25 protein-coding genes and 1 pseudogene are annotated in these 24663 nt (G+C 53.3%); 7 read left to right on the top strand and 19 right to left on the bottom strand.

What is annotated here, in order from left to right; translation table 11 throughout:
• Window positions 1–5: 5 nt before the first annotated feature.
• From NSQ80_RS06850 to NSQ80_RS06825, 6 genes and pseudogenes are all read right to left on the bottom strand, one after another.
• Window positions 6–518, bottom strand: a pseudogene (locus NSQ80_RS06850) (radical SAM protein); the annotation flags it as partial.
• Window positions 518–1108 carry a protoporphyrinogen oxidase gene (gene hemG, locus NSQ80_RS06845; RefSeq protein WP_339301893.1) on the bottom strand — a complete coding sequence of 197 codons (591 nt, stop codon included), beginning with the start codon at window positions 1106–1108 and terminating at the stop codon, window positions 518–520. The gene hemG and the pseudogene NSQ80_RS06850, both read right to left, overlap by 1 nt.
• Window positions 1109–1118: 10 nt before the next feature.
• On the bottom strand, window positions 1119–1433 hold the full coding sequence (locus tag NSQ80_RS06840) for an FAD-dependent oxidoreductase (RefSeq protein WP_339301891.1): 315 nt from the start codon (window positions 1431–1433) through the stop codon (window positions 1119–1121).
• Between the two features lie 193 nt (window positions 1434–1626).
• Window positions 1627–1920, bottom strand: coding sequence for a hypothetical protein (locus tag NSQ80_RS06835; RefSeq protein ID WP_009227034.1), 294 nt, complete (start codon window positions 1918–1920; stop codon window positions 1627–1629).
• Window positions 1921–2059: 139 nt separating this feature from the next.
• Window positions 2060–2404, bottom strand: a complete 345-nt coding sequence (locus tag NSQ80_RS06830; RefSeq protein WP_009227035.1) for a YlbF family regulator — start codon at window positions 2402–2404, stop codon at window positions 2060–2062.
• 430 nt (window positions 2405–2834) lie between these two features.
• A complete protein-coding gene (locus NSQ80_RS06825; protein ID WP_323076172.1) occupies window positions 2835–3998 on the bottom strand; it encodes a DUF445 family protein in 1164 nt (387 codons plus the stop codon).
• A gap of 241 nt (window positions 3999–4239) precedes the next feature.
• Here NSQ80_RS06825 and NSQ80_RS06820 point away from each other — a divergent pair, with 241 nt between their 5' ends.
• The 6 genes from NSQ80_RS06820 to NSQ80_RS06795 are packed head-to-tail and all read left to right on the top strand — an operon-like array spanning window position 4240 to window position 10940.
• The gene (locus tag NSQ80_RS06820) at window positions 4240–5607 is read left to right on the top strand and encodes a YheC/YheD family protein (RefSeq protein WP_323076165.1); all 1368 of its coding nucleotides are present in this window, start codon (window positions 4240–4242) and stop codon (window positions 5605–5607) included.
• 41 nt (window positions 5608–5648) lie between these two features.
• Window positions 5649–6761: a YheC/YheD family protein gene (locus NSQ80_RS06815; protein ID WP_339301887.1), complete on the top strand. Its 1113-nt coding sequence runs from the start codon at window positions 5649–5651 to the stop codon at window positions 6759–6761.
• Between the two features lie 23 nt (window positions 6762–6784).
• Complete coding sequence (locus NSQ80_RS06810; protein ID WP_339301885.1) at window positions 6785–8161, top strand: YheC/YheD family protein; 1377 nt, start codon at window positions 6785–6787, stop codon at window positions 8159–8161.
• A complete protein-coding gene (locus tag NSQ80_RS06805; protein ID WP_009227040.1) occupies window positions 8158–9282 on the top strand; it encodes a YheC/YheD family protein in 1125 nt (374 codons plus the stop codon). Before NSQ80_RS06810 ends, NSQ80_RS06805 begins: the two co-directional genes overlap by 4 nt.
• 37 nt (window positions 9283–9319) lie before the next feature.
• Window positions 9320–9874 (top strand): GNAT family N-acetyltransferase, encoded by a 555-nt coding sequence (locus tag NSQ80_RS06800; protein WP_009227041.1) that lies wholly within the window; start codon window positions 9320–9322, stop codon window positions 9872–9874.
• A complete protein-coding gene (locus NSQ80_RS06795; protein ID WP_036646668.1) occupies window positions 9831–10940 on the top strand; it encodes a YheC/YheD family protein in 1110 nt (369 codons plus the stop codon). Before NSQ80_RS06800 ends, NSQ80_RS06795 begins: the two co-directional genes overlap by 44 nt.
• Window positions 10941–10973: 33 nt before the next feature.
• Here the strand turns inward: NSQ80_RS06795 and NSQ80_RS06790 are convergent, their stop codons facing one another.
• From NSQ80_RS06790 to NSQ80_RS06770, 5 genes are all read right to left on the bottom strand, one after another.
• Entirely contained in the window at window positions 10974–11672 is a 699-nt protein-coding gene (locus tag NSQ80_RS06790) for an HAD hydrolase-like protein (RefSeq protein ID WP_260071506.1), read from the bottom strand.
• An 864-nt stretch (window positions 11673–12536) separates the two neighbouring features.
• Window positions 12537–14099, bottom strand: a complete 1563-nt coding sequence (locus NSQ80_RS06785; protein WP_339301881.1) for a cellulase family glycosylhydrolase — start codon at window positions 14097–14099, stop codon at window positions 12537–12539.
• A gap of 241 nt (window positions 14100–14340) precedes the next feature.
• Window positions 14341–15432 (bottom strand): GIY-YIG nuclease family protein, encoded by a 1092-nt coding sequence (locus NSQ80_RS06780; protein ID WP_339301879.1) that lies wholly within the window; start codon window positions 15430–15432, stop codon window positions 14341–14343.
• Window positions 15429–15977, bottom strand: a complete 549-nt coding sequence (yfcE, locus tag NSQ80_RS06775) for a phosphodiesterase (protein ID WP_339301877.1) — start codon at window positions 15975–15977, stop codon at window positions 15429–15431. The genes NSQ80_RS06780 and yfcE overlap by 4 nt, the downstream gene beginning before the upstream one ends.
• Before the next feature lie 289 nt (window positions 15978–16266).
• Complete coding sequence (locus tag NSQ80_RS06770) at window positions 16267–17346, bottom strand: FAD:protein FMN transferase (RefSeq protein WP_339301875.1); 1080 nt, start codon at window positions 17344–17346, stop codon at window positions 16267–16269.
• A gap of 258 nt (window positions 17347–17604) precedes the next feature.
• Between NSQ80_RS06770 and NSQ80_RS06765 the strand changes: the two genes are divergently transcribed.
• A complete protein-coding gene (locus NSQ80_RS06765) occupies window positions 17605–18213 on the top strand; it encodes a sulfite exporter TauE/SafE family protein (RefSeq protein WP_311202291.1) in 609 nt (202 codons plus the stop codon).
• 60 nt (window positions 18214–18273) lie between these two features.
• On the opposite strand, the gene NSQ80_RS06760 is transcribed toward NSQ80_RS06765, so the two are convergent.
• The 8 genes from NSQ80_RS06760 to yfkAB form a co-directional block, all read right to left on the bottom strand.
• On the bottom strand, window positions 18274–18822 hold the full coding sequence (locus NSQ80_RS06760) for a CueP family metal-binding protein (protein WP_009227051.1): 549 nt from the start codon (window positions 18820–18822) through the stop codon (window positions 18274–18276).
• A gap of 72 nt (window positions 18823–18894) precedes the next feature.
• Window positions 18895–19983 (bottom strand): AI-2E family transporter, encoded by a 1089-nt coding sequence (locus tag NSQ80_RS06755; protein WP_323076153.1) that lies wholly within the window; start codon window positions 19981–19983, stop codon window positions 18895–18897.
• Window positions 19984–20503: 520 nt separating this feature from the next.
• A complete protein-coding gene (locus NSQ80_RS06750) occupies window positions 20504–20701 on the bottom strand; it encodes a hypothetical protein (RefSeq protein WP_339301873.1) in 198 nt (65 codons plus the stop codon).
• Window positions 20702–20742: 41 nt separating this feature from the next.
• On the bottom strand, window positions 20743–21312 hold the full coding sequence (locus NSQ80_RS06745) for a manganese catalase family protein (protein WP_009227053.1): 570 nt from the start codon (window positions 21310–21312) through the stop codon (window positions 20743–20745).
• Between the two features lie 51 nt (window positions 21313–21363).
• Window positions 21364–21642, bottom strand: coding sequence for a spore coat protein CotJB (locus NSQ80_RS06740; RefSeq protein ID WP_339301870.1), 279 nt, complete (start codon window positions 21640–21642; stop codon window positions 21364–21366).
• A gap of 4 nt (window positions 21643–21646) precedes the next feature.
• Window positions 21647–21865: a spore coat associated protein CotJA gene (locus NSQ80_RS06735; protein ID WP_009227055.1), complete on the bottom strand. Its 219-nt coding sequence runs from the start codon at window positions 21863–21865 to the stop codon at window positions 21647–21649.
• A gap of 187 nt (window positions 21866–22052) precedes the next feature.
• Complete coding sequence (locus tag NSQ80_RS06730) at window positions 22053–23417, bottom strand: hemolysin family protein (RefSeq protein ID WP_009227096.1); 1365 nt, start codon at window positions 23415–23417, stop codon at window positions 22053–22055.
• Between the two features lie 31 nt (window positions 23418–23448).
• The gene (gene yfkAB / locus NSQ80_RS06725; protein ID WP_009227095.1) at window positions 23449–24588 is read right to left on the bottom strand and encodes a radical SAM/CxCxxxxC motif protein YfkAB; all 1140 of its coding nucleotides are present in this window, start codon (window positions 24586–24588) and stop codon (window positions 23449–23451) included.
• Between the last annotated feature and the right edge of the window lie 75 nt (window positions 24589–24663).

Raw genomic sequence — 24663 nt, 5'->3', positions numbered from 1 at the left:
AGCCTCCTTTTTATGTTGTGCAAGTGGGACACCGTCGTATTGATCTGAATCGGGATATCCAGCTGCTGCAAATACCCAATTCCTTTCATCGTCATCTCAAAAGAACCCCGCGTCCCCCGGAAATGATCATGAATCTCTGCGGACGAGCCGTCGAGGCTAAACACCCAGCGGGAGAGACCGACCTCCTTAGCCTTACTTACGGCGGAAAAGGTAACTCTTGGCGTGGCGCTCGGGGTCATGGACACAGGCAGGCCTTTTTTATGGATCGCATATCGTGCCAGGTCAAACAAATCCGGACGCATCAAAGGATCGCCGCCGGTAAATACAAACAGCGGATCGTCCATTTTCGCGATATCGTCGATCAGCTGCTTCCCCTCCTCGAAGGTCAGCTGTCTGGGGTCAGGGCGATATTGCGCTTCCGCACGGCAATGCAGGCATTTCAGCGCGCAAGCTCTCATCACCTCCCAGATGACAATAAACGGGTTCTCGTTATAGTCCTTTAATTGAATTTGCTGCATCACCGTTCATCTCCTAACCCGGTTAACATCGCTTCCGCCGATTCCTTGCCTTGACGAATGCAATCGGGAATGCCAACCCCGCCGTATCCCGCACCGCACAGCAAGACGCCGGGCATCGTCCGCTCCAGCTCAACGCGCAGCTCTTGCAGACGCTCCACATGACCATCCGGATATTGCGGCATCGAGGCAGGCAATGACGACATTTCGCAAAAGAGCGGTTCAGCCTCGATCCCCATTAACTCCTTGAGTTCAGCAGCTACGCGCCGACGGACCTCCGGTTCGGACAGCCGGGTCCAGGCTTTATCCCCCAAACGGCCGATATACGTCCGAAGCAGCATCCGATCTGCCGGCGCTGAGTGCAGCCACTTGGAGGACGTCCAGGTGATTGCCGTAATCATCCGCCCTTCGCCGCGCGGGATCAATACGCCGGACCCGTTCAAATCATGCTGGATCTCCTCGCGCCGGTAGGCAAACGCCAAATTTGCCACCGAAACATAACGGATTTGCTCCAAATAGACCGCAGCGGCGATCTGATCCTGTAGCAGGCGAGCCGCCGCATAAGCTGGAGTCGCCAGGATGACGGCTTCCACCTTGGTCCGCTCATCTCCACTGAAGGTGACCCTGCCGTGTCAGTCCAACCACCGCTTGTCCAGTGATCACACGCTCTTCCTGTAAGGCCGCGGCCAAAGCGTCCGTCATCACGGTTAATCCGCCCTCCAACGTCAAAAATAGGCTGTTATACGCCACCTTCGGCACTCCCTCCCGCGGCTTCGGAGCGGGTTGTTTCTTGCTCGCCAGGAGGCCGAGGATCAAACTGCGATGTTTCCGCCCCATCTCCCTAAATTGCGGGAACGTCGCCTTCAAGCTAAGCTCCGCCGTATCTCCGGCATAAATGCCGGCGAGCAGCGGCTCCATCCTGATGGAATTTAACGTACGGGGGGAGCAAAACGTCTACCCGATGGTCCCGCACGGAGCCAGCAACGATCAAATGCTGACCGGCGAAGACGAGAGGTAGTGCCATACAAAATGAGCCGAGGACGAAAAAAAGGGACTGTTCCGGAAGATCATTACACTTCCGGAACAGTCCCTGTCCATTTTTAGCACGGGCTTATGCCTTTTCACCGTGTTTTCCGTCCGCTCCCCATTGGAGCTCCCATTCCCGGTATTTTTCCCGCCGGATTCGGTCCAGCTCCCGCTGCTTCTCTTCATTGACACCAAGAAGGAAATGCAGGTGAGCCCCGATGACGAGGAAGGCAAACCCTGCCCACACCGCGCCAAATACCGACACCCAGCCGGCTCCAGGCTCAAACGAAATCATCGGCAAGGCATAAACGAGCATCGCTAATGCCAGAATCAGATAAACGGCATGCTTCCATTTGCTTGGTTTTCTTACGACTTTCATCCTCTGCAGCTCCTTTATTTTCATAGATTACGAGATACGTTGATGAGGTCTTCCCCTTGTCTCTTCTATCTCTATGAACGGGGCTGCAGGAATATGATAGAAACTTGTGAATCAAGAAAGCGTGCGTAACAGCGCGAAGTTAGATCCCCGCGCCGTACAGGTGGGCCAGGCTGTCCGTAATAATCTTGTTGACGTCCTGAATGATCACGCTAAGCCGGCGTTCGGCGTCAAACAGACGACGGATATTCAAGTTCAGACTCAGCACCTCGAACTGTTTCTCCATTTGTTCCATTTCCTCTTGCGTCGGCATCTCTCCAGCCATCATTCGCTGCTGGACTTCATTTTGGCGAACCCGAAAATCGTCGAGCATCCGTTTGCTTTCGGGATCGGCCTCCACCAGCTTCATCGCTGCCGTGATTTCGGCTACCTCCTGGCTGTCCTTCAAGGCTGCCGCCAGTTCATGTGCTTTGTCATAAATGTTCATTAAGTTAAACCTCCAAATTTGATTTAGTGTAGTCCAAGCGGGCGTAAGACGAGCCTGTCCCCTGCTTGCTTTCCAGTTTGCTTTCTAACTTGCTTTTTAGCTTGCTTACTAGCTTGCTTTCTAGCTTACTATCTAACTTCCGTTCTAGCTCGCTTTCTTGCGTTCTTGTGCTAACGCTGATCAAGAAGCTTATTTGCCCAAAAAACGAGGAGTACAATTTTTAACGCTGATCAGAAAGCTTATCGAACCGAAAATACCGCTGTTTATCGCGAAAAACAGGAAATAAGCTCTACAGTAAGCGTTAGAATTTCATTTCCCTCTTTTCGGCACCATTAGCGCTCCTCATAAGCGTTAGAGCAAGTTGCGTGGCCCATAGCCCACGACTGTAACCCGGGCGGGCGGTTCAACCGTCAAGCCCTCGCCCGTCAGCCTAACCCAACCATAGCAGTAACAGCGACTGGAACAAGCCGATGATTCCGCCAAGCAATACGCCAAGCCAAGTAATGGCGCGAAATTCCTTGCCGGAGACGCTGAGGATGACCTCCTCCAGCCGTTCGATCGGGAATCTCTGCACCTGTTCCTCGACGAGGCCCGGCAAATCCACCGCCTGCATCGCCGCCGGAATGCCCTTGGCAATCAAGCGCAGTAGCCGCTCGGTCAGCACCGGAACGAAGCCCTGCACCGACGCTTTCCACGGCTCGATCAACGAGCGAATCGGTCGGTTCTCCGCTTGCTCCAGCCAACGCTCCAGCGGCAGCTGCTCCAGCTTGCCGCTCAGCCAGCTTAGCGCCTCTTCGCCGGTTAAGAGCGCCAGCAGTTCCGCCACCGGCTTCTCGCCGTACAGCTCCAGCCGCGTCTCGATCGCTTGGGCGGTTTTGCTTAAAGCTTCCTCGCCCCGCAGCGCCTGAACGAGCGCTGGGGTCATTTTTTGCACCAATTTGTCCTCATCCACAAAAATCGCCGCCATCGTGCCAAGGAATCCGCCGGCCCGGTCCATCAGCCCCGCCGCCATTTTCGACAGCATGCGCTGTCCGTTGGCCGACAGCAGTTCCTCTTCCACGACGCCCAGTAACGCACTGGCCAGCGCAGCGCTCCAGGCTTTGCGGTTCTCCTCAGACCAACCGGGAACAAGCCGCTTCACTGGCAGGCTGCTTAGGTCCGCATGTTCCCATAGACGCGCCAGCCCCCGCATCGCCGTTGCTCTAGCCCCAGCCGCCAGCTTGGACTTCAGCGCCTCGAACTCCTCCTCGCTCCACACCCGGAGTGCCGCTTGCCGAAGCGTTAACTCGCTGGAGCTTACGCGTTCCACGAAGCCGCGCAAGGCATTCTCCGCCTTGTTCCGGAACGCCGGACGCTGCACGGTTTCCTGCAGCCCTTCGGCCGTCACCAAATACTCGGCCACCACCTGACCCAATGATTCGGCGATATCGTCACGGCGTTTCGGGATCAGTCCCGGTGTAAAGGGAACGTGAAATTTGCCGATATGTATGGGCTTGCGCGGATGAAACAACATTTTAATCGCAAAATGGTTGGTCACGCCGCCGACAAAAGCAGCCACCGCGACGCTCACCAACACGTAAAGCCAATCGGGCACCCTCTCTTCCTCCTTCTTTCTCTTAGGCTGCTGCCCTAACTATCTTCCGCGATATCCGTCTTCGGCCCGCGCCTGGCAAGGAGTAAATCGCTTTATTCCTTCGCCCGGAAGCCGCCGAAAACGGGCATAGGTTAATCACCAAGGATTCTATGTCCTCATATGATGCATTACATGCATTTTACGCAGATGATCTTTACTTGCATCCAAGACTCTAGCTTAGCTTGGAAGGAGATCCGCATTCATGCCCTCCAAAAAAATTACGGTACAAATCATGAGTCCGGGCATTCTTGAAGACGACATTCTCGTGCTCGGAGACATGCTGATCAAACAGTGGAAAATCCCAACGCATCTTCCGCTTCTACTCACCTTCGGATCATTTCGGCACCGCGTGAAGGTCATTCCCTTATCCAGATCCGACGGAGTTCGCATGAGCTCGGGTCTGGCTAGAAAAATGGGAATCCAACCGCGGTCGCCGCTGCGACTCATCTATCGGCCGCATTCCTCGACCCTTCAACTGGGTCCGCTGTTAGGAGTTCTGCTCAGTCAGGATTTCCCCGGTAATCCGGAACGGCCGTTTGGCCAAATGACCAAGTTCTGCAAAGAGCTCGTGAACGCCTGCTCGCGCCAAGGGGTATTCGTCTATTTCTTTACCCCCAATCATATCGGCACCAGCACAAGCCAGATCTCGGGCTGGGTCTATGGCAACGGGTGGAAGCAAACCCAGCTGCCCGCCGCAGATGTATTCTACAACCGGCTGAATTCGCGGAAATTGGAGAACAAACCTAGCGTACAGCATTTTATGAAAGAAGTAAAATCCCGCTACGGGAGCCATTTTTTCAACGAGAAATATCTCGACAAAACCGAAGTGTTCGACGCGCTTAGCCGAGATGCCTCCGTGCAGCGTTATTTGCCGGAATCGCATCTGTTTCGCAATTACGCGATGTTGAAAGCGATGTGCAGCAAATATCCCGTCGTCTTCCTGAAACCAATCAAGGGAAGCTTGGGCAAAGGCATCATCCGTATCTCGCGGCTTGAAGGCGGCGCCTTCCAGACCTTATCGACCCAGGTTGGTGGCGCACAGCGCCAAGTATATCCGAGCCTCGCTAAGCTGTTCACCGCGTTATCCGGCAAAATGAAAACGACTCGCTACCAAATCCAGCAGGGGCTTCACTTGATCGAGGTGGATCATAGGCCGGTTGATTTTCGGGCGTTGGTCCAGAAGAACCTGTACGGCAAATGGAATACGACTTCCATCGTGGCCCGGATCGCCGGGAACCATCATTTTGTGTCCAATCTGGCTCGCGGCGGCACGCTGAGTAAGGTGAAGGACGCGATTGCCCGCAGCTCGCTGCCGGCTGGAATCAAAAGCAAACTCGCCTTAAAGCTGAAGAAGGTGGCGCTGGACGTCGCCCAGAGTGTCGATGCGCAAATCCCGGCCCACTTCGGGGAGTTCGGGATTGATTTGGCGGTGGAAACGAGCGGCCGGGTGTGGTTGCTGGAGGTCAACTCCAAGCCGTCCAAGAACGATAATACTCCGATCGGCGAAGACAAGATCCGCCCTTCGGTCAAGCAAATGATCGAATATACCCGCTATTTGTCCGGCTTTTAGAGGTTGCCCTTGGAGGGCCTCTTGGAAGGAGGGAATCAGCCATGTACAAAACATCACAAGGGAACGTTGGCATCCTGGTCTCCGAAAGCAGCGGTCCGCTCCCCTTCGCGGAAGTTGCGTTCTGCCGCAGATTATGCCGCATCGGCGCAAGGCATGGGCTTCACGTGTACGTCTTCTGCCTCAGCTGGATCGCTTTGGGGAACGCTGCCGGCATTCCCGCCTACACCTTTGAACACGGAACCTGGATTCGCAAATGGTGCCCCCGGCCGGACATCATTTACGACCGTTGCCTGATCCATGACCGCAAGCAGCAGCTGCGCAAGCATCGTTTGCTCGAACGGCTGGCGAAAGAGCATCCCTTCGTTTATTTGGCCCGGGGTCTTGCGGGGAAATGGGCGGTATACCAAGCTCTGCTTGAATGCCCGGAGGTTACCGAATATTTACCGGAAACGGCGCTGTACCAAGGGCAGGCTCAGCTGGACCAATGGCTGCAAGCCCATGACGGAGAAGCCTTCCTGAAGCCGCGGAACGGTACGCACGGCAAACGGACGCTGCACGTCAAATGGCATCTGCCGCGTGATGAAGTCAGGGTTGTCGGCCGGAGCGGGCGGAATACGGTCTTCCGGCGTCGCTTTTCCACCAAGCGAGCAGGGCTGGATTGGATTGACCGCTTTACCGGGAGACAGCCGTTCCTGGTTCAGCCGTATTTGCAGTTGAACAGCTCGGACGGCGAACCCTTTGATGTCCGCGTCCTCATGCAGAAAGACGCCAAGGGCGAATGGAGCTTGACGGGGATGGCGGTCCGCGCGGGCCGCAAGGATTCGCTAACCTCCAATTTGCATGGAGGCGGTACCGCCCATCGGGCACTGCCTTATCTCATTCGCGAACTCGGGGAGTCTGAAGGCAAAGCCGCTGAAGCCGCAATCCGCAAACTGTCACTCTTGATTCCGGCCTATCTGGAGACCCGTTTCGGCAGGCTGGCGGAGCTGGGCCTTGATTTCGGCGTTGACCGCCAAGGCCGTGTATGGGTGCTGGAGGTCAACTCCAAACCGGGGCGCTCCTCGTTCTTTCGGATCGGCGATCCGGAAACCGCCAGAAGGTCGCTGGAAAATCCGATAGGCTATGCCCGCTATTTACTGCTGAGCAAACCCTGATCACTTTTAGGAGGATAAAATCCATGAGTTTGACTTTTTGCAACGTCCATTTCACGCAAGCCCCCGACCGGGTGGTTTACGTGTCAGGGGCTCTTATGAAGAATCTGAAGCTGTCCGGAAAAAAGTTGGTTCATCTAAGACTCGGGGGAGATCGGGTCCCCGCCACCATCAAACGGATTAATAAAGCGGGAAACCACTTGTACCTTGCCAGCGGCGTTCGCAGAGGCATTAAAATCCCCAAACCCGGCGGCGTCTACCTCCGCAGCCAGCAAGAGGGAGAAGTGCAGATCGGCCCGCTTATCGGCGTGTTGTCCGACGGCCCCACGTCCTCGCCAACGAACCCGTTTGGCTCGCGCACCGCATTCATCAAGCAACTCCTTCGGCAGGGAAGCCGGATATCCTATATCTTCGCGTTCACCCCGCGGGATATCCATTGGGGAGACGAAACGGTGAACGGCTACTTTCTGAACGAAGCTGGGCGGTTCGTGCGGAAGCGGGTACCGCTGCCCGACGTGGTGTATAACCGCCTCCCCAGTCGCCGAGCCGAAACGACCAGCTCGATCAGTCAGCTTCGGGACCGGTTCGTCCGCCGGAGGATTCCTTTCTTTAACTGGAGTTTTTTTAATAAATCCGATATTTACCGCCTGCTGGAGAAAGACCCGACGGTGGGACGCTACGTGCCCGAATCGATTATGAGTCCGACGCCGGAGCAAATTAAGGAGATGCTGGACCGGCATTCCCTGGTTTATTACAAGCCGAACAGCGGCAGTCTGGGCAACGGGATATATCGCCTGTCCTACATCCCGAGAAGCGGTTATTATGCCAGGTATCGGAAAAATGGCCGGAACGCCCTGCTGCGCTTCTCTTCCTTCAACAGCCTAATGCGCACGCTGCAAGCCAGACACGGCCGGGCGCTCCGCGGATACGTGGCCCAGCAGGGGATTCGTCTCATCGAAATCGACAACTGCCCGATCGATTTCCGGTTTCACATGCACAAGAACGGGAAGAACCAATGGGTTGTCGTTGGCATCGGCGCGAAAAAAGCCGGCAAAGGCAGCGTAACCACGCACTTGAAGAACGGCGGCTCCCTGCTCACTCCAGAGCAGGCGCTCACCCGAGCATTTGGCTCGCGTGCTGAAGAGGTACTGCGGAACGCGAAAGCCGTTGCAATCACCTTGGCCGAAGCGATTGAATCCCATCAGCAGCATTTGATCGGCGAGATCGGATTTGATATCGGGATCGACCGGGAAGAGAAAATTTGGATGTTCGAAGCGAACGCCAAGCCAGGCCGTTCGATCTTTAAACACCCTTCACTTCGGGCAGAAGGGAAGGCGTCAGTAGACCACATCCTGGATCATTGCCTCTACTTGAGCAAATTCCGGAGGAGAGATGGCTCATGAACAATCCAGTATTGAACGAGAAGAAGCCCGTCGTCGCCGTGCTGACCGTGGATGATAACGTCCGGCTATTCCGCGGTAACCGCAGCAACTTCAGAGACCTCGTCAAAACCGGGCAAGAGCTGGATTGTCCCGTATATGTCTTAACGGCCAAAGACTTGAAGCTTAGCGCCAAACGCGTCCAAGGATATTTGTTCCACCCGGAGGAGAAGACGTGGAAGAAGCATTGGTTCCCCTTGCCCGACGTCATCTACAACCGCATCCCCCTCCGGGAGGATGAGAAGAAGCCGGAGGTGCGCCGCAAAATCGATGAGGTGATCCAGCATGAATCGATTCATCTGTTTAATCCTTTTTTCTTCAATAAACGGCGACTATTTGAATGGCTGAAGAAAGGCCGGGCGACCAAAACGCTTGTGCCGGACACGAAAAAAATGCTAGGACCCAAAACGCTGACCGCGATGCTGGAGAAATACGGCTCCCTGTACCTTAAGCCTGAGGGCGGAAAAGCCGGAAAAGGGATCATGCTGCTGCGACTGGACGTGGATCATCCGAGACCTTACCGGCTGACAATCCAAGGGAAGAAGCGCCGAAACATCATTTATCGAACCGCCAAACTGCCCTTGTTGTGGAGGAGAATCAAAAGAGAAGCCGGGATGACGCCCTACATCATGCAGGAGGGCATCGAGCTGACCTCCTATCGTGGACGCCACTTCGACATGCGCGTGCTCGTGCAAAAGAACGGCAAAGGCATTTGGATGGTGACCGGGATCGGCGCCCGTCTGGCCGGACCGAAACGGATTACAACCCATGTTCCGCAAGGCGGCAGCATTGAAGACCCGGAGAAGATGCTTCTCCCCGCCTTCGGGTCCGATATGACGACACTGCTCCTCAGCCGGATTAAGTCCAGCGCCCTCTTGATCGCCAAGCAAATCGAGAAGGAATCGGGCTTCCTGCTTGGGGAGATGTCCATGGATCTTGGGGTGGACACCGACGGACGCCTGTGGTTTTTCGAAGCGAACGCCAAGCCGATGAAGTTCGATGAGCCGCATATTCGCAAGAAATCGCTGGAGCGGATTTTTCAATACAGCCAGTATTTATACCGCCAGCCGAAACACAAACCGTGAAACGAACTACGACCAACACGAAAGGAGGACGGTCGTGATGGAGATTCGAGCCGTGACCTTGGAGGATGGAGCTCCTTGGGAGCCGCAGCACAGTGAAATATTAGCTTTCATCCGAAAATATAACTCCGGCCGCGTTCCGCCCACCGTCCTCCGGAATCTGCTCCGGCTGACGCCAAGCGACTTGAAGCGGCCTGGCTGCTCCTTGCTCGTTGCCCGCATCCGAGCGGAGGACGGGGAGCGGCTGGCCGGCGCCTCTTGCGTCATGGATTACGGCCGCAAGCTATGCGTCGTCGTCGTCCATCCGCTGTACCGCGGCCGCGGGATCGGCGCGGGGCTGCTCCAAGCCCAGCTGACTCGGCTGGGGCAGCTTAGCTTCCGGGTGGCGTTGAGTCAGATTCAGAGCTTGCGCATGTGCTTTCGTGCAGGGATGTACGCTTCGGGCCTGACCCGGGATCCGAACGGGAAACCGCTGCTTCTGCTGGAGACCCGGCCCGTTTCCCCAACGCCTGCAACGTCGGTCTCCCATACCAGCAAAGAAGGTGATATTATTGTCACAACCCGTCCTGGGCATCCTGACCTTGTACCTCAATGACAAGAAGCTGCTGGAGGAACGCCATATCTACCAGCGCATGATCACTGAGGGAAAAAAAATGGGCCTGGACATATTCGTGTTCACCCCAATGGACGTGATTGACCAGAAAAAGCAGATCCTTGCCCTCGAGTACGATCCAAAGGGCAAGAAATGGTTCCGCAAATGGCGCAGCTTCCCAGACCTGATCTTTGACCGCTGCCGGATCCAGCGCAGCAAGCGGTTCGAGCAGCTGCTGAAGTTTCGGGCGCGTTACCGTCATCTGACCTTCCTCAACCGGCCGCTGCGCAATAAGTGGACGATATATCAAACCTTGTCCCGCAAAAGCCGATTCCGGTCCAACCTGCCGGAGACGGTGTTATTTCAAAGCAGCAGCGATGTGTTTAACCTGCTCAAAAAGTATTCCGCCGTCTACGTCAAACCGATTAACGGCACGGGAGGCCGCGGCATCCTGCGGGTAGAACGCCTGGACAGCAATCTCTTCCTGATCCAGGGACGGAGACAGAACCGCAATATCATCGCTCCCCAGAAAATCCACAAATCCCGGCTGGGCACGTTCCTGCTGGGCTGGAAAGGAAGCGGACGCTTCATCGCCCAGCAGGGCATCCAGATCAAGCTGCCCAGCGGCCGCGTTCACGACTACCGGATGCTGGTGCAGAAGAACGGTCAAGGCCAATGGGAAGTGACCGGCTGCGCCGGAAGGGTGGGTCCTCCCCGCAGCGTCACCTCCAATCTCCACGGCGGCGGTCATGCCGTGGCGATGAATACGCTGCTGAAGCAGTGGATCCCAAGCGAGGAGCGGCAGCAGGAGGTGCGCCGGGCGGCGGAGAAGCTCAGTCTGGAGGTCGCAGCCTACCTCGAGGAGACGTTTGGGGCCTTGTGCGAGCTGGCACTAGATTTGGCGATCAACCGCCATGGCCAGATCTACCTGCTTGAGGTGAACCCCAAACCTGCCCGCGAAGTGTTCCATCAATCGGGCGACTCCCAAGCGTACCGCGCAGCGATCATTAGGCCGCTGGAATACGCGTTATGGCTGCATAAGCAAAAAGCCGCTTCCCCCTCCAATTAGGAGGGAAGCGGCTTACTGCTTGTTATTTGCCTATTACGCTTCCTCCGCCGCCTGATCATACAAGGAGATCAGTTCATCGAAGTTGCGAATCCGCACGTCGGAGCCGGCCAGCTCCCGGTCATCCCCGAAGCCGGCATAGGCGCAGCCGATCACGGCTAGCCCGTTCCGTTTGCCCGCTTCAACATCCGAGGAGCGGTCCCCAATCATCCACGCGCGGGTGATGCCATGCCGATCTAGGAGCAACTTGACGAGATCGACTTTGGTCGCCGTTTGAAACTCCCCTGCGCTAAAGAGCCCTTCAAACAGCGGAGCAATTCCATGCGCCTCGGCCACTCCTTTGACATAATGCTCTAGCCCGTTGCTGGCAACAAACAGCCGTACGCCCCGTGCTTTGAGCTCCTGCAACGTTTCCGGCACTTGCGGATACAACTCGGTAGCCAGCTGCTGCAGCCCTTCCAGCTCATATTCCAGCAGCAGTTCATCGGCCCGGCGATGCACCGTCTCGCTATGGTTCGGAATCACCCGGCGCCAGATGTCCGGCAGCAGCATCCCCAAGCAGCTCAGGATCAATTCTTCCGGCGGCGTCTCCCCGGCATACAACCCTTCTTTTCGCAACTGGTCAAACACCTTATGAAAAACCGGTATGAGCAGCGTTTCTGTTTTGAATAACGTCCCGTCCATGTCAAAGATCATCGCTTCCGGCCTAGAAAGCTTGACAGCCTGTCTCTCCATCTCCACATTCCTTCCGTATGTATGATATAGCCTCATGATATGTCAATCAGCATTCCTTGTAAACCGAAGCATGATCCTAATTTCGCCCGAGTTCCCCAACGTCTCTTGATCTCGGCCCCCAGCAGCAACAAGATTGGAAAAATAACCTGAAATGGAAATGCGTAGAAGTCATAGGTCTTCATTGCAAAATCCCACATCTCCATAATGTTGTTGTACAACGAGTAGGCCTAATACGTAATCAAGAGTCCCAATTACGGTGTGCGTATTGACCCGGATTTCGACCGCTGATGATCCTTCAGGCTAATCATCGGGAGTATGCTGCTAATGCCAGGTGTATTCACCGTATCGGCGAAATCAAACAATTCCATGACCGGGGCGGTCGACAAATTGGTAATCAACGTTTCGGTAAACCCCTAGGGTGGCCCAATCACCGACTTTTCCACTGACCTCGATGTTGAAATTTACGGAATTTAATAGTGGAATCGCCGGGAAATATCCGTTTGAATAATGCGATGTTCTCATCGACTGAAGAATGAAGGCGTTCCTTGATCTGCAAGGGATTTCCTCCTTTCACCAAAGGGTGTGGATATGTTATTCCCAATTTAAGCAAATTTTATCAATGAAATCCCGTTCGGAAGTTTTTCTTGCGATATCAGGATGCCAATGCCCCGAAGTTTATACTTTCTGATATCTTAAGAAAAACGCCTATCGACGTACATTCAAAGTAGACAGACCGCGTTTAGCGGAAGTTTTTCTTGCGATATCAGGATGCCAATCCCCGTAGTTTATACTTTCTGATATCTTAAAAAAGACAACGGGGACGTATACACTTCCCCGTTGCCTTTGTCTGAGCTTCGGCTGCCATTACTGGGTAATCAGCCAAAAGGCTTCCCAAGCGCCCCCAACCTGATCCCGGTTAGCCACCAGTCCAGCTCCGTTATTCAATTCCACTGTCACGTACTTGTCATTGGCCAAGGCGAACAAGGCGATCGCCCCGTCGGCCAGCTGTTCCTTCCGGAACTTCTCCCATAGTTGAATGCTCTCGCCGCGGGCAATCAGCTTGCCGCCGTCGTTCAAGTCCGTGGTGACGTATTTTCCATTGATTTTGGATTTCAACGAAATCGTTCCATCACTGTTGTTGATGATTTCGAACAGCTCCCAATCCTGGGCTGTATCGCGATTTGCGACCAGCGGAGCGCTGCCGGCGTTCTCCGCGCTGACGATCTTCTTATTCGCTTCCGAGATCAAATAAACGAACCCGGTAGGCGTAGGAGGCGGGGTTGACCCGGTCGTATATTTTTTCACCAAATTTTGCAGTGTGGTGTTTGGCCGAAAATTCTCAGTATTAAATTTGCTCCATTTAGCGGCGATCGTCGCCGGGCTGTCGCTTAAGATGTTTGGCACCGGATTTGGGTTGTTGTTGAAGTAACCCCAGTTCCCGTAGTTCGAGCTGACCTTATACGTCCAGTTCGTCCAAGAGATATTGGAGGCGTTCATTCCAGCCAAGAACTTCTCCCACAGATCGGTAAAATCAAACAGGCAAAATTCTCCGACATACACCGGCACGTTCCACCGGGCTTGGTGATCGCGCAGTCCTTGCAAAGCGGTGTTCACCAGATTGTTCTGCACATTCCAATCAGAAGCCTCGTTGCCGGCCATCGCGTAATAGTGCATCTCGTACACCACGTTAGTCCAACCAAACGTATCCGGGTCATAGAGCTGGTTCCAGTTCCAGGCCGCTTCGATGAAGATCGTATGATCGGGATCGATTGCGCGGATCGCCTTATAGAGTCGGTCATAAAAAGCGTTCAACTGCTCCTTGCTCACCCGGTCAGGTTCATTTAACAGATCGTAACCTGCCACGGTCGGATTGCCTTTAAAATGGGCTGCAATCCCTTCCCACAACCGGACGGTACGATCCTGATACTGCTGGTTCTTCCACAGCTGCGGATCCGAGTTGACCTCGCCCGAGTTATCGAAGGTGTTCTGGGCCCCAAACGTACCGTGCAGATCCAGCAGAACGTAAATGCCCCGATTCCCCGCTTCGCGGACGAGCCAATCCAGCTTGCTCCACGGATCCGCCTTCCAATTGCCGTACTTGTCCATCAGCTCCAGGTACAGAATAGGCACGCGGACCATATTCATCCCCATGTTTTTGATATTGTCCAAATCCCGCGTAGTCAGCCAAGCGTCTTGATACGTTTTGATCAGGCTTTCCGCCGTTTGCGCGCCATGCAGGCTCGTCAACGTTTCACGCAGCGTCCATTCGTCCTTCACGCCAAGCGGTGACATCCAGCTCTCCTGCAACAACCAACCGCCTAGGTTGGTCCCCCGCAGATTGACGATATTGCCTGTGCCGTAGTTGTCCCGCAGCACCGTACCGTTGGCTTTCAGGAAACCGCTTTGCTCAATTCTCGACACATTCATGCCGGAATCTCCCTCTGCGGCTTGGGCAGAAGGAACAAACATGGAGTTACTTAAGGTCAAAGCAGCAAGAATCATACAGAGTAGGAAAGTGCGGAGTATTCTCTGGATGTCACGGACAGCATTGGGTCGGATCATGATCATCACAAATCCTCCTTTATTACAATAATGGTTTATATTTCCTTTTTAAACATAAACTATTATTGTAAGCGCCGTCAATAGAAAGATCATTTCATCGATTCTTTCAGATGATCGCTTCTAGCAGATGTGCGATCCGGGCCGTAACTGCGGCTTCAATCCATGCCTGTGGAATCCGCGCGAAGCGGCACTCACTGCTTTGTAAATAACGGTAGATGATCCGAGCCTCATCTATTTCATCTCGGGTAGGTTTGCCCGTCAGGGGAGGAGAGCTATGGCTTAGACAGGCCAATGCCTTCTCCGCCATTTTCAGAGACAGAGAGGCTCGGGAGCTTCCTTCTGAAATTTCAACCTTCCGGCTATACAGGATCGTATTTCGCCGCAATATGAACCACTTGGCCTTCCGCTCACTCCAACGTTCCAGGACCACGAAATTCCCGTTCTGCTCAACAAATCCGGCGATCTCCTCTTGTCTCGCAAACAGATCGATGGCATGAAGGGCATCCCTGAGTTTGGCTGCGGCTTCAAAATCAACCCGTTCGGAAGAGTCCCGCATTCGTCCCTCCAACTCTTCCCGGAGGCTGGAATCCGAGCCATCCAGCAGCGCAGCAAAGCGGTTCATCACGCGGTTGTTGAGTTCAACCGCCTCCCCGCCCAAACATGCGCCGAGACATAAGCCCAGCGAATGGTTCAAACAGGGTACTCCAGTGGGAGCGGAACGGGGACGGCTGCAAGCGATACGCAAGGCTTCGCGAACGCTCCGGACTGCCGCCTCCACAGAATGTCGGCTCGCCGAATAAGGTCCGTAAACTTGGCGGATTCCCGGGGCCTCCGGCACATCTACGACCTCCAGGTCCCAAATCCCGTCCGTGTCGCGGATCACCAAATAGACATAACCGTGCGGACTCTTCATCTTTTTGTTATACATCGGCTTCAGTTCTCGAATCAGCCGGCACTCCAGCATCAGCGCTTCGAATTCGGTGTCGGTCCTGAGGATCTCCAAATCCTTGACGTTATGCGCCAATCTCTCGACCTTCTTGGAGCGGTGACGGGAGGCATGAAAATAAGAGCGCACTCTTTGCTGCAAGTTCTTCGACTTGCCGACATAAATGACGCCTCCCGCCGCGTCCTTCATCAAGTACACCCCCGGCGCGGCCGGGAGGGTGCGCAGCTGCTGTTCGACCCGTTCGTTTGTCATGGAGCAAACTCAATCCGTTTGATGATCTCCCCGGCAAAATCCTTAACGATAAACGCCCCTGCCTTCAAAATGCCATAGGAATTAGGGAAATTCTCCTTCGGCAAGGCGATGGACCCCGGGTTCAGAACATAAATGCCGTCTTTGACGTCAGCCACTGGCACATGCGTATGTCCCTGAATAAACACGTCACCCGGCGCTAGCGGCGGAAGCTGCTCGATGCTGTATCCGTGCCCATGCGTGACGTAAATACGACGTCCTTCCAAGTAGAGCATGGCATAATCCGCCATCATCGGAAATTCCAGCAGCATTTGATCCACTTCTGCATCGCAGTTCCCGCGAACAGCGATCAGGTTATGCTTATGCTCGTTAAGCGTTGCCGCGACCTGCTTCGGATCGTATCCGTCAGGCAGCGGATTTCGCGGCCCATGATACAGGAAATCCCCCAGCATGATCATTTGATCGGGCTGCTCCTCTGCCGCTTTGGCCATCGCCCGATCCAGCCAAGCGCTTGACCCGTGGATATCCGAAATCAACATCAATTTCATCGAAACCAACTCCTTACCTCTTTCGTTTTAGTATAAAGGAAGAAAGAACGTCTGGCGAAACACACTGAAATTTATCATCGGAGATACCTAGTATGAAGTCCATCAAGAAATGGGTAGTGATCCTTCTAGTCTTTTGGGGGATGTGGAAAATCTTATTTTTCCTACTAAGAGACGTTCTGTTTGAGGTGCTGACGTTCCCAGATCCCTATGCCAATATCCTTCAGACAGCGTCTGATAAGCAAATAAGACAAGAAAGACGTCCAATCGCTTGAACGTCCTTAGCCTTCTATTATTCAACCAGCGTGTACTGCGGATCTGTCACCTTAAACGAATTTTTGATACCGGACGTGACGTAAACTTTGTTGTCTTTTGTTATAAACATCGCTTCCGTCCCGTCATTCAAGTCCTCGATGTATTGCAGCCCTTCCTCCAGGCCCATCACATAAACGAAGGTCGACAGCGCGTCCGCGTCCGTTGCGTTATCCGCCAGAATCGTGACGCTCTTTAGATTATTTTGCGCCGGCACGCCGGTTCTCGGATCCAGGATATGGTGATACATCACATCGTCCTCGATAAAGTAACGTTCATAGATTCCGGAAGTATCAATGACTTGGTCGCTTAAACGGATCGTTCCCATGGTCGTGCCCCGCGAGCTATCCGGATCTTGTAGACCGACGTTCCAGCTGTCTCCATTAGGCTTGTTTCCAATCACGATGATGCTGCTGCCGCCGAGGTCGACAAGCGCGCTCTTGACGCCTTCCGCCCGCAAATAGGCCGCAACCTCGTCCGCCGCATACCCTTTGCCGATGCCGCCGAGATCCAGCACCATCCCAGGCCGTTTCAGAAAGACGGTGCGCTTGGCTTCGTCGACCACTACGTCTTGATATCCCACCAGGCTAAGTTCCCGCTGCAAATCCTCCGGAGCCGGAACATGGGCTCCTTCATGGCCGATATCCCAAAGATCCACCAGCCCGCCGACCGTCGGATCAAACAGCCCGTTCGTCTCTTTGGCGTAATCAAGCGAGCGTTTCAGCACCTTCATCGTATCCTCCGACACTTCAACCGCCTGTTTGCCGGCTTCCTGATTTACTTTGTAGAGCTGGCTCGTCTCCAAGGTCCGGCTTAACTCCTGATCCAAGGTTTTTAGCATCGTATCGATATGATCCAAATGTTCCTCAGCCTTCGGGTCATCATACAATTTGATGTTAACCACCGTATCAAAAATATAATATTGTTTCGAGGCCGGCTCCGCGGCCGTTGGTTTCTCCTTGTTCCCTGCATTCCCCCCGCAGCCGGAGAGGAGGGTCATCAGCATTGCCGTCAAGCCTAAGATCACGGCCCGTTTGCTCCATTTCTGTGTTCGTTGCATCATTTCACCTCATTTGAAAGTTCACGCAGCTTGTTGTTAACTTCCCGTATTGTATAATTTTCATCACACTTCGTCTAGGAAGTACATCACGATCAGCTGGGTACTGCAAGATAAAATGAGCATGAAAAAGAAGCGAGATCGATCTCGTTCCCAAAATGGTCAACTCCAAGCCAAGGTTGAAAAACCAGGAACAACACCAACAAAATTCGGTAAGCTAACGTAAAAGGACCAGTAGCAAAATTCTCCTCGAACGCCGCGATAACCTTTCTCCGGTTCGATCAGCCATTACCGGGAAGGGAATATGAAGCTGCGGCCCGGGGGGGCGTCGGCTTAACCGTTGCAGCGGGAGCGTGGATCAGCTCGGGCTGGTCATCCCTGATCCCCGAAGAGCAGCTGGGATATTTGACCTCCGGGATGCTGTTCGCTTCCGGATTCGCCCTGTGGTTTCGAATGGCCTATGTCTCCCGGCGGCCGAAGACGCCCGAGATCATGGACGCCTCATCCGGCAAAGGCTGGCGCTTTGGGGTGAATGCACCGCTCGTTGGCTTCATTACCGGCGCTTTATCGGGGCTGTTCGGAATCGGGTCGACCCCCTTTATCCAACTGGGGCTGATGCTGCTCCTTGGAATGTCCATGCGATACGCCGCCGGAACAACCATGCTGGTCATTATGCCAATTGCCCTCGCCGGAGGGGCCGGTTACATTACCATCGGGTACCTGGATGTACAATTGCTCGCCACCGTTGTCATCGGCACGATGACCGGCGCGTATATTGGAGCCAAGCTCACGAAGCGCGTGCCTGCGGCTTGGCTAAAAACGTGCATGGTGCTCACCCCGATGCTGGGCGGCGCAATCCTCTTGTTCTAATTATCGATCCAAAAAAAAGGACCCTTCTGATGAGGGTCCGTCATTTTTATACGTTTAGCACTAGCTGAGCTGCAACGAAGTAATGCAGGTTTGATCTCCATCAAATGTGGAGATTTCCGACTCGGCGGTTTTACCGTCATGACTGACTTGAATCCGGTAGGTTTGATTGCGAGGCAGCCACAAGTCGATAAATCCGTTCGCCTGGGACGTCATCTTTTGGTCCAACACGGTATTCCCATTCGCATCGGTGACGTTGACTTGAAACTCTTGCTCCGTCATCTCGCCGCGGCATCCGGTCAAGCTATGAATCTCGCAAGGATGTGTCTGATTCTCGTAAGGCGCGATCGAGACGAAAAATTCGTCCTTCGGCAGTTCATACGTCTTCGAGTCCGCCGTATCCCCGTCCACGATCAAATGGCTGGACGTAATCGAAGCAGACTTAGCGGTAAGTTTACCCACGCTGTAGTCATGAACCATCTGCTTGATGCTCTGAGCGTCTAGAGCTTTTGATTCCGTTTGCTTATCGGCTTGTCCCGTGATAAGAAAATAACTTCCCAACGCGGCAACCACAATGAACCCGGCCGCCGCCAAGATGGTATTGCGTTTCATTATCGGCACCCTTTCGCTACCTAGTATTCGATTGCTTGTTCCTTTCTGAACAATCCAATTATAGCATAATCCTCACAATGTTTCCCATTGCGACCGGAGGAACAGCTTGTAAATCCGCTTCCAGGCAATTTTTAACAGCATATACACCGGGATGACGATCAGCATCCCAATGATGCCAAACCAATTGCCGCTTCCCAAAACGAGCAAAATGGTCGTCACCGGATGGATGTCCAGCTTTTTTCCGAACACGTAGGGTGAGATCACATTATCCTGAATCTGCTGCGCCAACAAAATGATGACCAACGCCCAAATGCCGGTAGACGGAGACTCGATGAGCCCGATAATGACAATGGGAATGGCGGAGATAATCGCCCCAAACAAAGGGATGAAATTCATAATAACCGCAATCGTCGTCAACAACAGCGCATACGGCAGTCCGATGATCAGGAAGCCGATAAACATCAGTACGCCCAACGCTGCGTTTACGATCACCCGGCCGATAATATAATCGTTCAGCGCCTTGTCCATTTCAATGGCAGCGCGATACACTTCTTTCCGATAACGGATGGGCGAGAGCTTGACCAGGCTGCGTTTGAAGCGATGCCCTTCCTTGAGCATGTAGTAGAGCAGGATCGGGAACGTAAACATCACGATCGCGAACTGGGACAAGAAAGAGAAGAAACCGCTCAAGTAATTCGTCAAGAAGGAGATTCCCTGGCTTAAATATTCCGAGAAATTGTCGGCTAATCCGGAATCGGAAGGAAAAATGGACGCAAGGAAAGGCAATTCTCCCCATTCCTTTAGTCGCTCTTCAAGCAAGCTTATAAATTGGGGGATGTTTTGCACTAAATTGATCAGTTGGGCTTGCAACATCGGCCAGACCACCGCGATAAAGGCCATGGCCAAGATCGCCATAACGACATAGAGGATAAGGATCGCCAAGGACCGACGAATCTTATGCTTTTCCATGTACTGGACCACAGGGCGGAGCAAATAGTAAAAGAAACCGGACAGCAGGAGCGGAATCAAAAGGGCCCCGATGACGGCCTCCATTGGGCGAAAAAACGGCCTCACTAAGGAGAACACATACACGATGGCCAGCAGAATCAAAACAAATTTCGCTCCGCGCGTCCATCTCTCCAGCAAATTCATTCTCATCATCACCTCACTTTGTATAATTCGTCGAATAAAAAAGATCTCTATTCTATATTATTGGTTTTCAGATCAAAAATAAAATTCAGCGGGTTTCCCCCAGCTTATCGAGGTATGGAGTCCGTTGCGTTGCTGTTTAGCGGTAAAAAAAGGCCTTATTTCTCACACTCGCTTCCAAATCAAATGTGGAAATTGATTCAAGGTCAAAAAAGTTAAAAACCTAGAGTGGACTTATTATGCTTGGAATGCTTAAAATATCTATAGCCCTGCTGTGGGCCAAAAAACCAGCAATATGTATTTGATGAGAAATAGACATAAACTTCGAAACTTATTTTTAATACTCGGGGTTCTATTTACACTGAATTCTGTATTACTTCTTTATGGATATCTTCAAACGATGCAAGGAGTAACAGACATTAGCTAGAAGAAGAATCATAGACCCTGAAAGAATGCGATAACGTAAAAACAGGAGAGAAGCGGAAATTCGCCGTTTCTCTCCTGTTACCTCGTACCCTACTGACTCCTTAACTCAACCCGCCTGCTGGCCTGCTGCATCAATTCTTGCCTGCGAGGCGTTCGAGCAATTCTTGCAGACTTTCAGCTGTTGCCCTGCACTTGTGTTTTTGACATACAGCAGCTTGATTCGCGTGCTTCCGCACACTGGACACGTTCCACGACCGCGCGAAGGTAAGTTCCAAAGCGATTTTCCACGTTTATTTTTGGCCATGATCAGATCCCCTTCAACGATAAAATAAGTTCATTTCAAAATTAGAAGAATTTCTTATGCTCCCGATCCTCTTTCAGAATTTCTACCGCTTCACGGAACCGCAAGCTGTGCACGATTTCGCGTTCGCGCAGGAACTTCAGGCTGTCCTGGATATCCACGTCGTCGGTCATGTCGATGAGCCACTGATATGTAGCCCGCGCCTTCTCCTCGGCTGCGATGTCCTCGTACAGGTCGGCGATCGGATCGCCTTTCGCCTGGATGTACGTCGCCGTAAAAGGTACCCCGCCCGCGTTCTCGTAAAAGAGCGCCTTGTCGTGGTTCACATAATACGGATCCATCCCGGCCGCCTTCAGCATCTCCGGCGTCGCGTCTTTGGTCAGCTTGTAGACCATCGTGGCGATCATTTCAAGATGGGCGAATTCTTCTGTCCCAATGTCGTTCAGGAGCCCGATCACCTTGTCGGGAATCGTATATCTCTGATTCAGATAACGCAGCGCTGCTGCCAGCTCCCCATCAGCACCGCCGTATTGCTCGATCAGCAGTTTGGCCATCCGCGGATCGCATTTGCTGACGCGTACCGGGTATTGCAGCTTTTTCTCATACACCCACATATCGCCTGTTTAACCTCCTTTAGCTTCCCGTCACAGATGGAAGGCAGGTTGCTACACCTGCCAAGGCCAAGGGCTTTTCGACCATTCCCACGGGAATTTCGAATACGCGCGCCCGAAGTTTTGCAGCGGGCCATACAACTGTTGAAAATGATTTGCGTGCTGCGTCCGCTCCTGGGTCAGCTGATTAAATTGCTGGATCGCGGCAAGATCATCCGGATGCGTATCCAGATACAAATTCAGCTCTACCAGCGTGAAGTCCAGCGCCTGCAGCTTCTCAAGCTTCTCGTAAAACTCCTGATCGAACGGTTGGTTGTTGGGATTTGTCGACATGGGATCACCGTCCTTTTCCCCATTTGGATTCATAAGGGCTGTACAAAGCCGGCCATAACGTACCGTGTCTCAGGGCGTCCATCGGGCTAAACTGCGGCAAATTCGGAGGTTGAAAGTGGATAAACAGCTGCGGAGGGGTGCTGTAGGTTTTTTGCGTGATCGGCGGACACGGATCGAATGGGCCAATATACGGGGTCCACACACGTTCTTGAGGATGGTTCAAAGAAACTTCCTCCTTACTTCAAGCATTGGTCATGCAGGCAAGCCACCAAATTTTCCCTGCATCCTACCTATAACATATGACAATCGCCCAAATAATGAACCAGAAGAGACGTATTTTTACAAAAAAATAAACGCCGCCCCTAAATCCCAGGGACAGCGTTATGCAGCCGGATGAAGCTTGTCCGGCTTTATTCCTCTTCGATTTCCTCTTCCGGCTCCTCGACAACGAGGCGGATGACCTTCACGCGCGTGATGCGCAATCGGCTGGCTTCCTCAACCTCGAATAAGAAGCGGTCAACCTGTTTTCTTTTGCCTTTGGCCGGGGTGCCTTCCAACTCCTTAAACAACCAGCCACCGATGGAGTCCACTTCCTCGTCTTCAATGTCGCTGCCGACCAGTTCATTGACTTCTTCGATCAACAAGCGGCCGTCCACCGAATAGACATCATCCGTTATTTTCTCGATATCCGGACGTTCATCCTCGAACTCGTCATGGAGATCGCCAACGATCTCCTCGAGAATTTCTTCCGCGGTCAGCAGTCCGGCCGTTCCGCCGTATTCATCGACGACAAGCGTTACTTGAGAATGCTTCTTCTGCATCAAGCGAAGCACCTGGCTGATTTCCATCGACTCCGGCACGTTCAGGATCGGGCGAACCATCTCCTCCAAACGAAGCGGCTTCTCCGAATCGGGCAGCAGCAGGTCGGTAATATGTACGAACCCGATGATCTGATCCTTATCCTCGACGGCAACCGGATAGCGGGAGTGCTTCGTGTTGGCTACGATTTTCATATTATCTTCCCAGCTCAAATTCGTGTACAAGCAATCCATATCCGTCCGCGGCAGCATGACCTCACGGGCCAGCATGTCGGAGAAGTCGAAAATATTGTCCACCAGCTTCATTTCATCTTTATCGATGACGCCGCTTTTGGCGCTTTGATCCATGAGAATGCGAATTTCTTCCTCGGAATGCGCCGCCTCGCTCTCACTGGCCGGTTCAATTCCAATCAGCCGGAGCGCGCCGTTTGCCGCTGTATTCAAGAGCCAGATCACGGGAAGGAATAAGCGATAAAACATCAACAACGGCCAAGACAGCCATAAGGACGCCGCTTCCGACTTTTGGATCGCCAGCGATTTTGGAGCCAGCTCCCCCATCACAATATGTAAAAACGTAATGATCGCAAAACCGACCGCCACCGAGACCGTGGAGATCAGAGTGGGATCGGTTGCGCCCATCTTATGCATCAGCGGTTCAATTAAAAGCTCGGACACCGCAGGTTCTCCGACCCACCCGAGCCCCAGCGATGCCAGCGTGATGCCAAGCTGTGTCGCCGACAAGTAGGTGTCGAGCCGCTTATTGACCTTCAGTGCGTAATTCGCCCGGCGGTTGCCCTCCCGGGCCAGTTGAGTCAGCCGGGATTGGCGAACCTTCACGAGCGAAAATTCGGCAGCCACAAAGAATCCGTTTAAGAAGACGAGAATTAGGACGATCAGTAAGTTCCATATCAGCTTGCCGATTTCAAAATTGGTATGAGCATCGAGGGCTACCGGCATGTCATACGCCTCTTTTCTAGTTTAGTTCTACTTATAGAGCAGCCGCTTTACGCGATTTAAAATCCGTATCTTGATAATACATGTCCGCAACCAAGAGATTCGGGCCGCAGCAACCAGCCGCATCGCAGTGGCAGTTGACCTTCTGGTTTAATGGATGCTCCGTCAGCCAGCGGCTGAAGATCTCGTCCAGCTTCCCTTCCCGCACATTGCCAAAGGCCGGGATGGCAGCAAAATCCGTTACAAAGACATCCCCGGTGAACATATTCACATTTACGCGGTTACGTCCATCCGGATCATTGCGAACGGTCACGTTAGGCTCTTTCCGCAGCCTGCGCAGCAGCTGCAAGTCTTCTTCATTCCCGTTACAAGCAAAGAAAGGCAGCGTTCCGAACAGCATCCATACGTCCGGATCCCGAGCGTCCAGCAGCGAGTGGATCGCCGCTCGCATATCGCTTAACGCCAGCACAGGCAACCCTTCGGCAAAATCGGCCGCATACATCGGATGGACCTCATGTCTTTTGCAGCCCATTTCTACGATCATGCGATGAATCTCCGGCAGTTTGCGGTGCGTCCGATAGTTAATCATCGACTCGGCAGACACGAACATGCCCGCTTCGCTGAGTTTGCGTGTGTTCTCAATCATCGTCTCGTACATTTTATAAGCGACCTCCGGCTTGACCGGGTGTCCGCTGCGAGCGAATCCGATCTCATGGAAATCGCGTTCGCTTGTATAGTTAAACGAGATGTGCATCACATCCAAATAAGGAAGCAGCTTCTCGTAACGTTCATAGTCTAATGTCAGATTGGAATTGATTTGCGAACGAATCCCGCGCTCCTTGGCGTATTTCAGCAGCGGGATAATTTTCTCCTCCACGGTTTGGCGCCGAAATGTCGGCTCGCCGCCCGTGATACTAATCGTCTGCAAATGTTCAACTTCATCCAGCGCCTTCAGAATCAGCGGCAGCGGAAGCTGCTCGGGTTCCTTCAGCACGAGACTGTCGCCAACCGCGCAGTGCTCGCAACGCATATTGCATAAATTCGTTACCGTCAGCTCGACGCTGGTTAAGGCATGACGACCAAACTCCCGCAGGGACAAAATCGGGTCCCATGGATCATAACTCGGGCTGATCGGCCGAATGCCTTCATTTATCGTTATCGTCTGTTTTCTCATTATCCACTACCACCATTTCTATTCCGTCCGCTCCCGCAATCCGGATGGAGTGCGAAAGCGGACATATCTACTGTC

Source organism: Paenibacillus sp. FSL K6-2441 (genome assembly GCF_037964765.1).
GTDB classification, from domain to species: Bacteria; Bacillota; Bacilli; order Paenibacillales; family Paenibacillaceae; genus Fontibacillus; species Fontibacillus phoenicis.
Note: the sequence above shows the minus strand (reverse complement) of the source record. Positions and strands in the feature narration are given on the sequence as shown.

Bases quoted from the DNA above. Each gene is read 5' to 3' on its own strand.
- NSQ80_RS06840 (WP_339301891.1), bottom strand. From the start codon at position 1,433: ATGGAGCCGCTGCTCGCCGGCATTTATGCCGGAGATACGGCGGAGCTT.
- NSQ80_RS06835 (WP_009227034.1), bottom strand. From the start codon at position 1,920: ATGAAAGTCGTAAGAAAACCAAGCAAATGGAAGCATGCCGTTTATCTG.
- NSQ80_RS06830 (WP_009227035.1), bottom strand. From the start codon at position 2,404: ATGAACATTTATGACAAAGCACATGAACTGGCGGCAGCCTTGAAGGAC.
- NSQ80_RS06820 (WP_323076165.1), top strand. From the start codon at position 4,240: ATGCCCTCCAAAAAAATTACGGTACAAATCATGAGTCCGGGCATTCTT.
- NSQ80_RS06815 (WP_339301887.1), top strand. From the start codon at position 5,649: ATGTACAAAACATCACAAGGGAACGTTGGCATCCTGGTCTCCGAAAGC.
- NSQ80_RS06810 (WP_339301885.1), top strand. From the start codon at position 6,785: ATGAGTTTGACTTTTTGCAACGTCCATTTCACGCAAGCCCCCGACCGG.
- NSQ80_RS06805 (WP_009227040.1), top strand. From the start codon at position 8,158: ATGAACAATCCAGTATTGAACGAGAAGAAGCCCGTCGTCGCCGTGCTG.
- NSQ80_RS06800 (WP_009227041.1), top strand. From the start codon at position 9,320: ATGGAGATTCGAGCCGTGACCTTGGAGGATGGAGCTCCTTGGGAGCCG.
- NSQ80_RS06790 (WP_260071506.1), bottom strand. From the start codon at position 11,672: ATGGAGAGACAGGCTGTCAAGCTTTCTAGGCCGGAAGCGATGATCTTT.
- NSQ80_RS06785 (WP_339301881.1), bottom strand. From the start codon at position 14,099: ATGAATGTGTCGAGAATTGAGCAAAGCGGTTTCCTGAAAGCCAACGGT.
- NSQ80_RS06780 (WP_339301879.1), bottom strand. From the start codon at position 15,432: ATGACAAACGAACGGGTCGAACAGCAGCTGCGCACCCTCCCGGCCGCG.
- yfcE (WP_339301877.1), bottom strand. From the start codon at position 15,977: ATGAAATTGATGTTGATTTCGGATATCCACGGGTCAAGCGCTTGGCTG.
- NSQ80_RS06770 (WP_339301875.1), bottom strand. From the start codon at position 17,346: ATGCAACGAACACAGAAATGGAGCAAACGGGCCGTGATCTTAGGCTTG.
- NSQ80_RS06760 (WP_009227051.1), bottom strand. From the start codon at position 18,822: ATGAAACGCAATACCATCTTGGCGGCGGCCGGGTTCATTGTGGTTGCC.
- NSQ80_RS06755 (WP_323076153.1), bottom strand. From the start codon at position 19,983: ATGATGAGAATGAATTTGCTGGAGAGATGGACGCGCGGAGCGAAATTT.
- NSQ80_RS06750 (WP_339301873.1), bottom strand. From the start codon at position 20,701: ATGGCCAAAAATAAACGTGGAAAATCGCTTTGGAACTTACCTTCGCGC.
- NSQ80_RS06745 (WP_009227053.1), bottom strand. From the start codon at position 21,312: ATGTGGGTGTATGAGAAAAAGCTGCAATACCCGGTACGCGTCAGCAAA.
- NSQ80_RS06740 (WP_339301870.1), bottom strand. From the start codon at position 21,642: ATGTCGACAAATCCCAACAACCAACCGTTCGATCAGGAGTTTTACGAG.
- NSQ80_RS06730 (WP_009227096.1), bottom strand. From the start codon at position 23,417: ATGCCGGTAGCCCTCGATGCTCATACCAATTTTGAAATCGGCAAGCTG.
- yfkAB (WP_009227095.1), bottom strand. From the start codon at position 24,588: ATGAGAAAACAGACGATAACGATAAATGAAGGCATTCGGCCGATCAGC.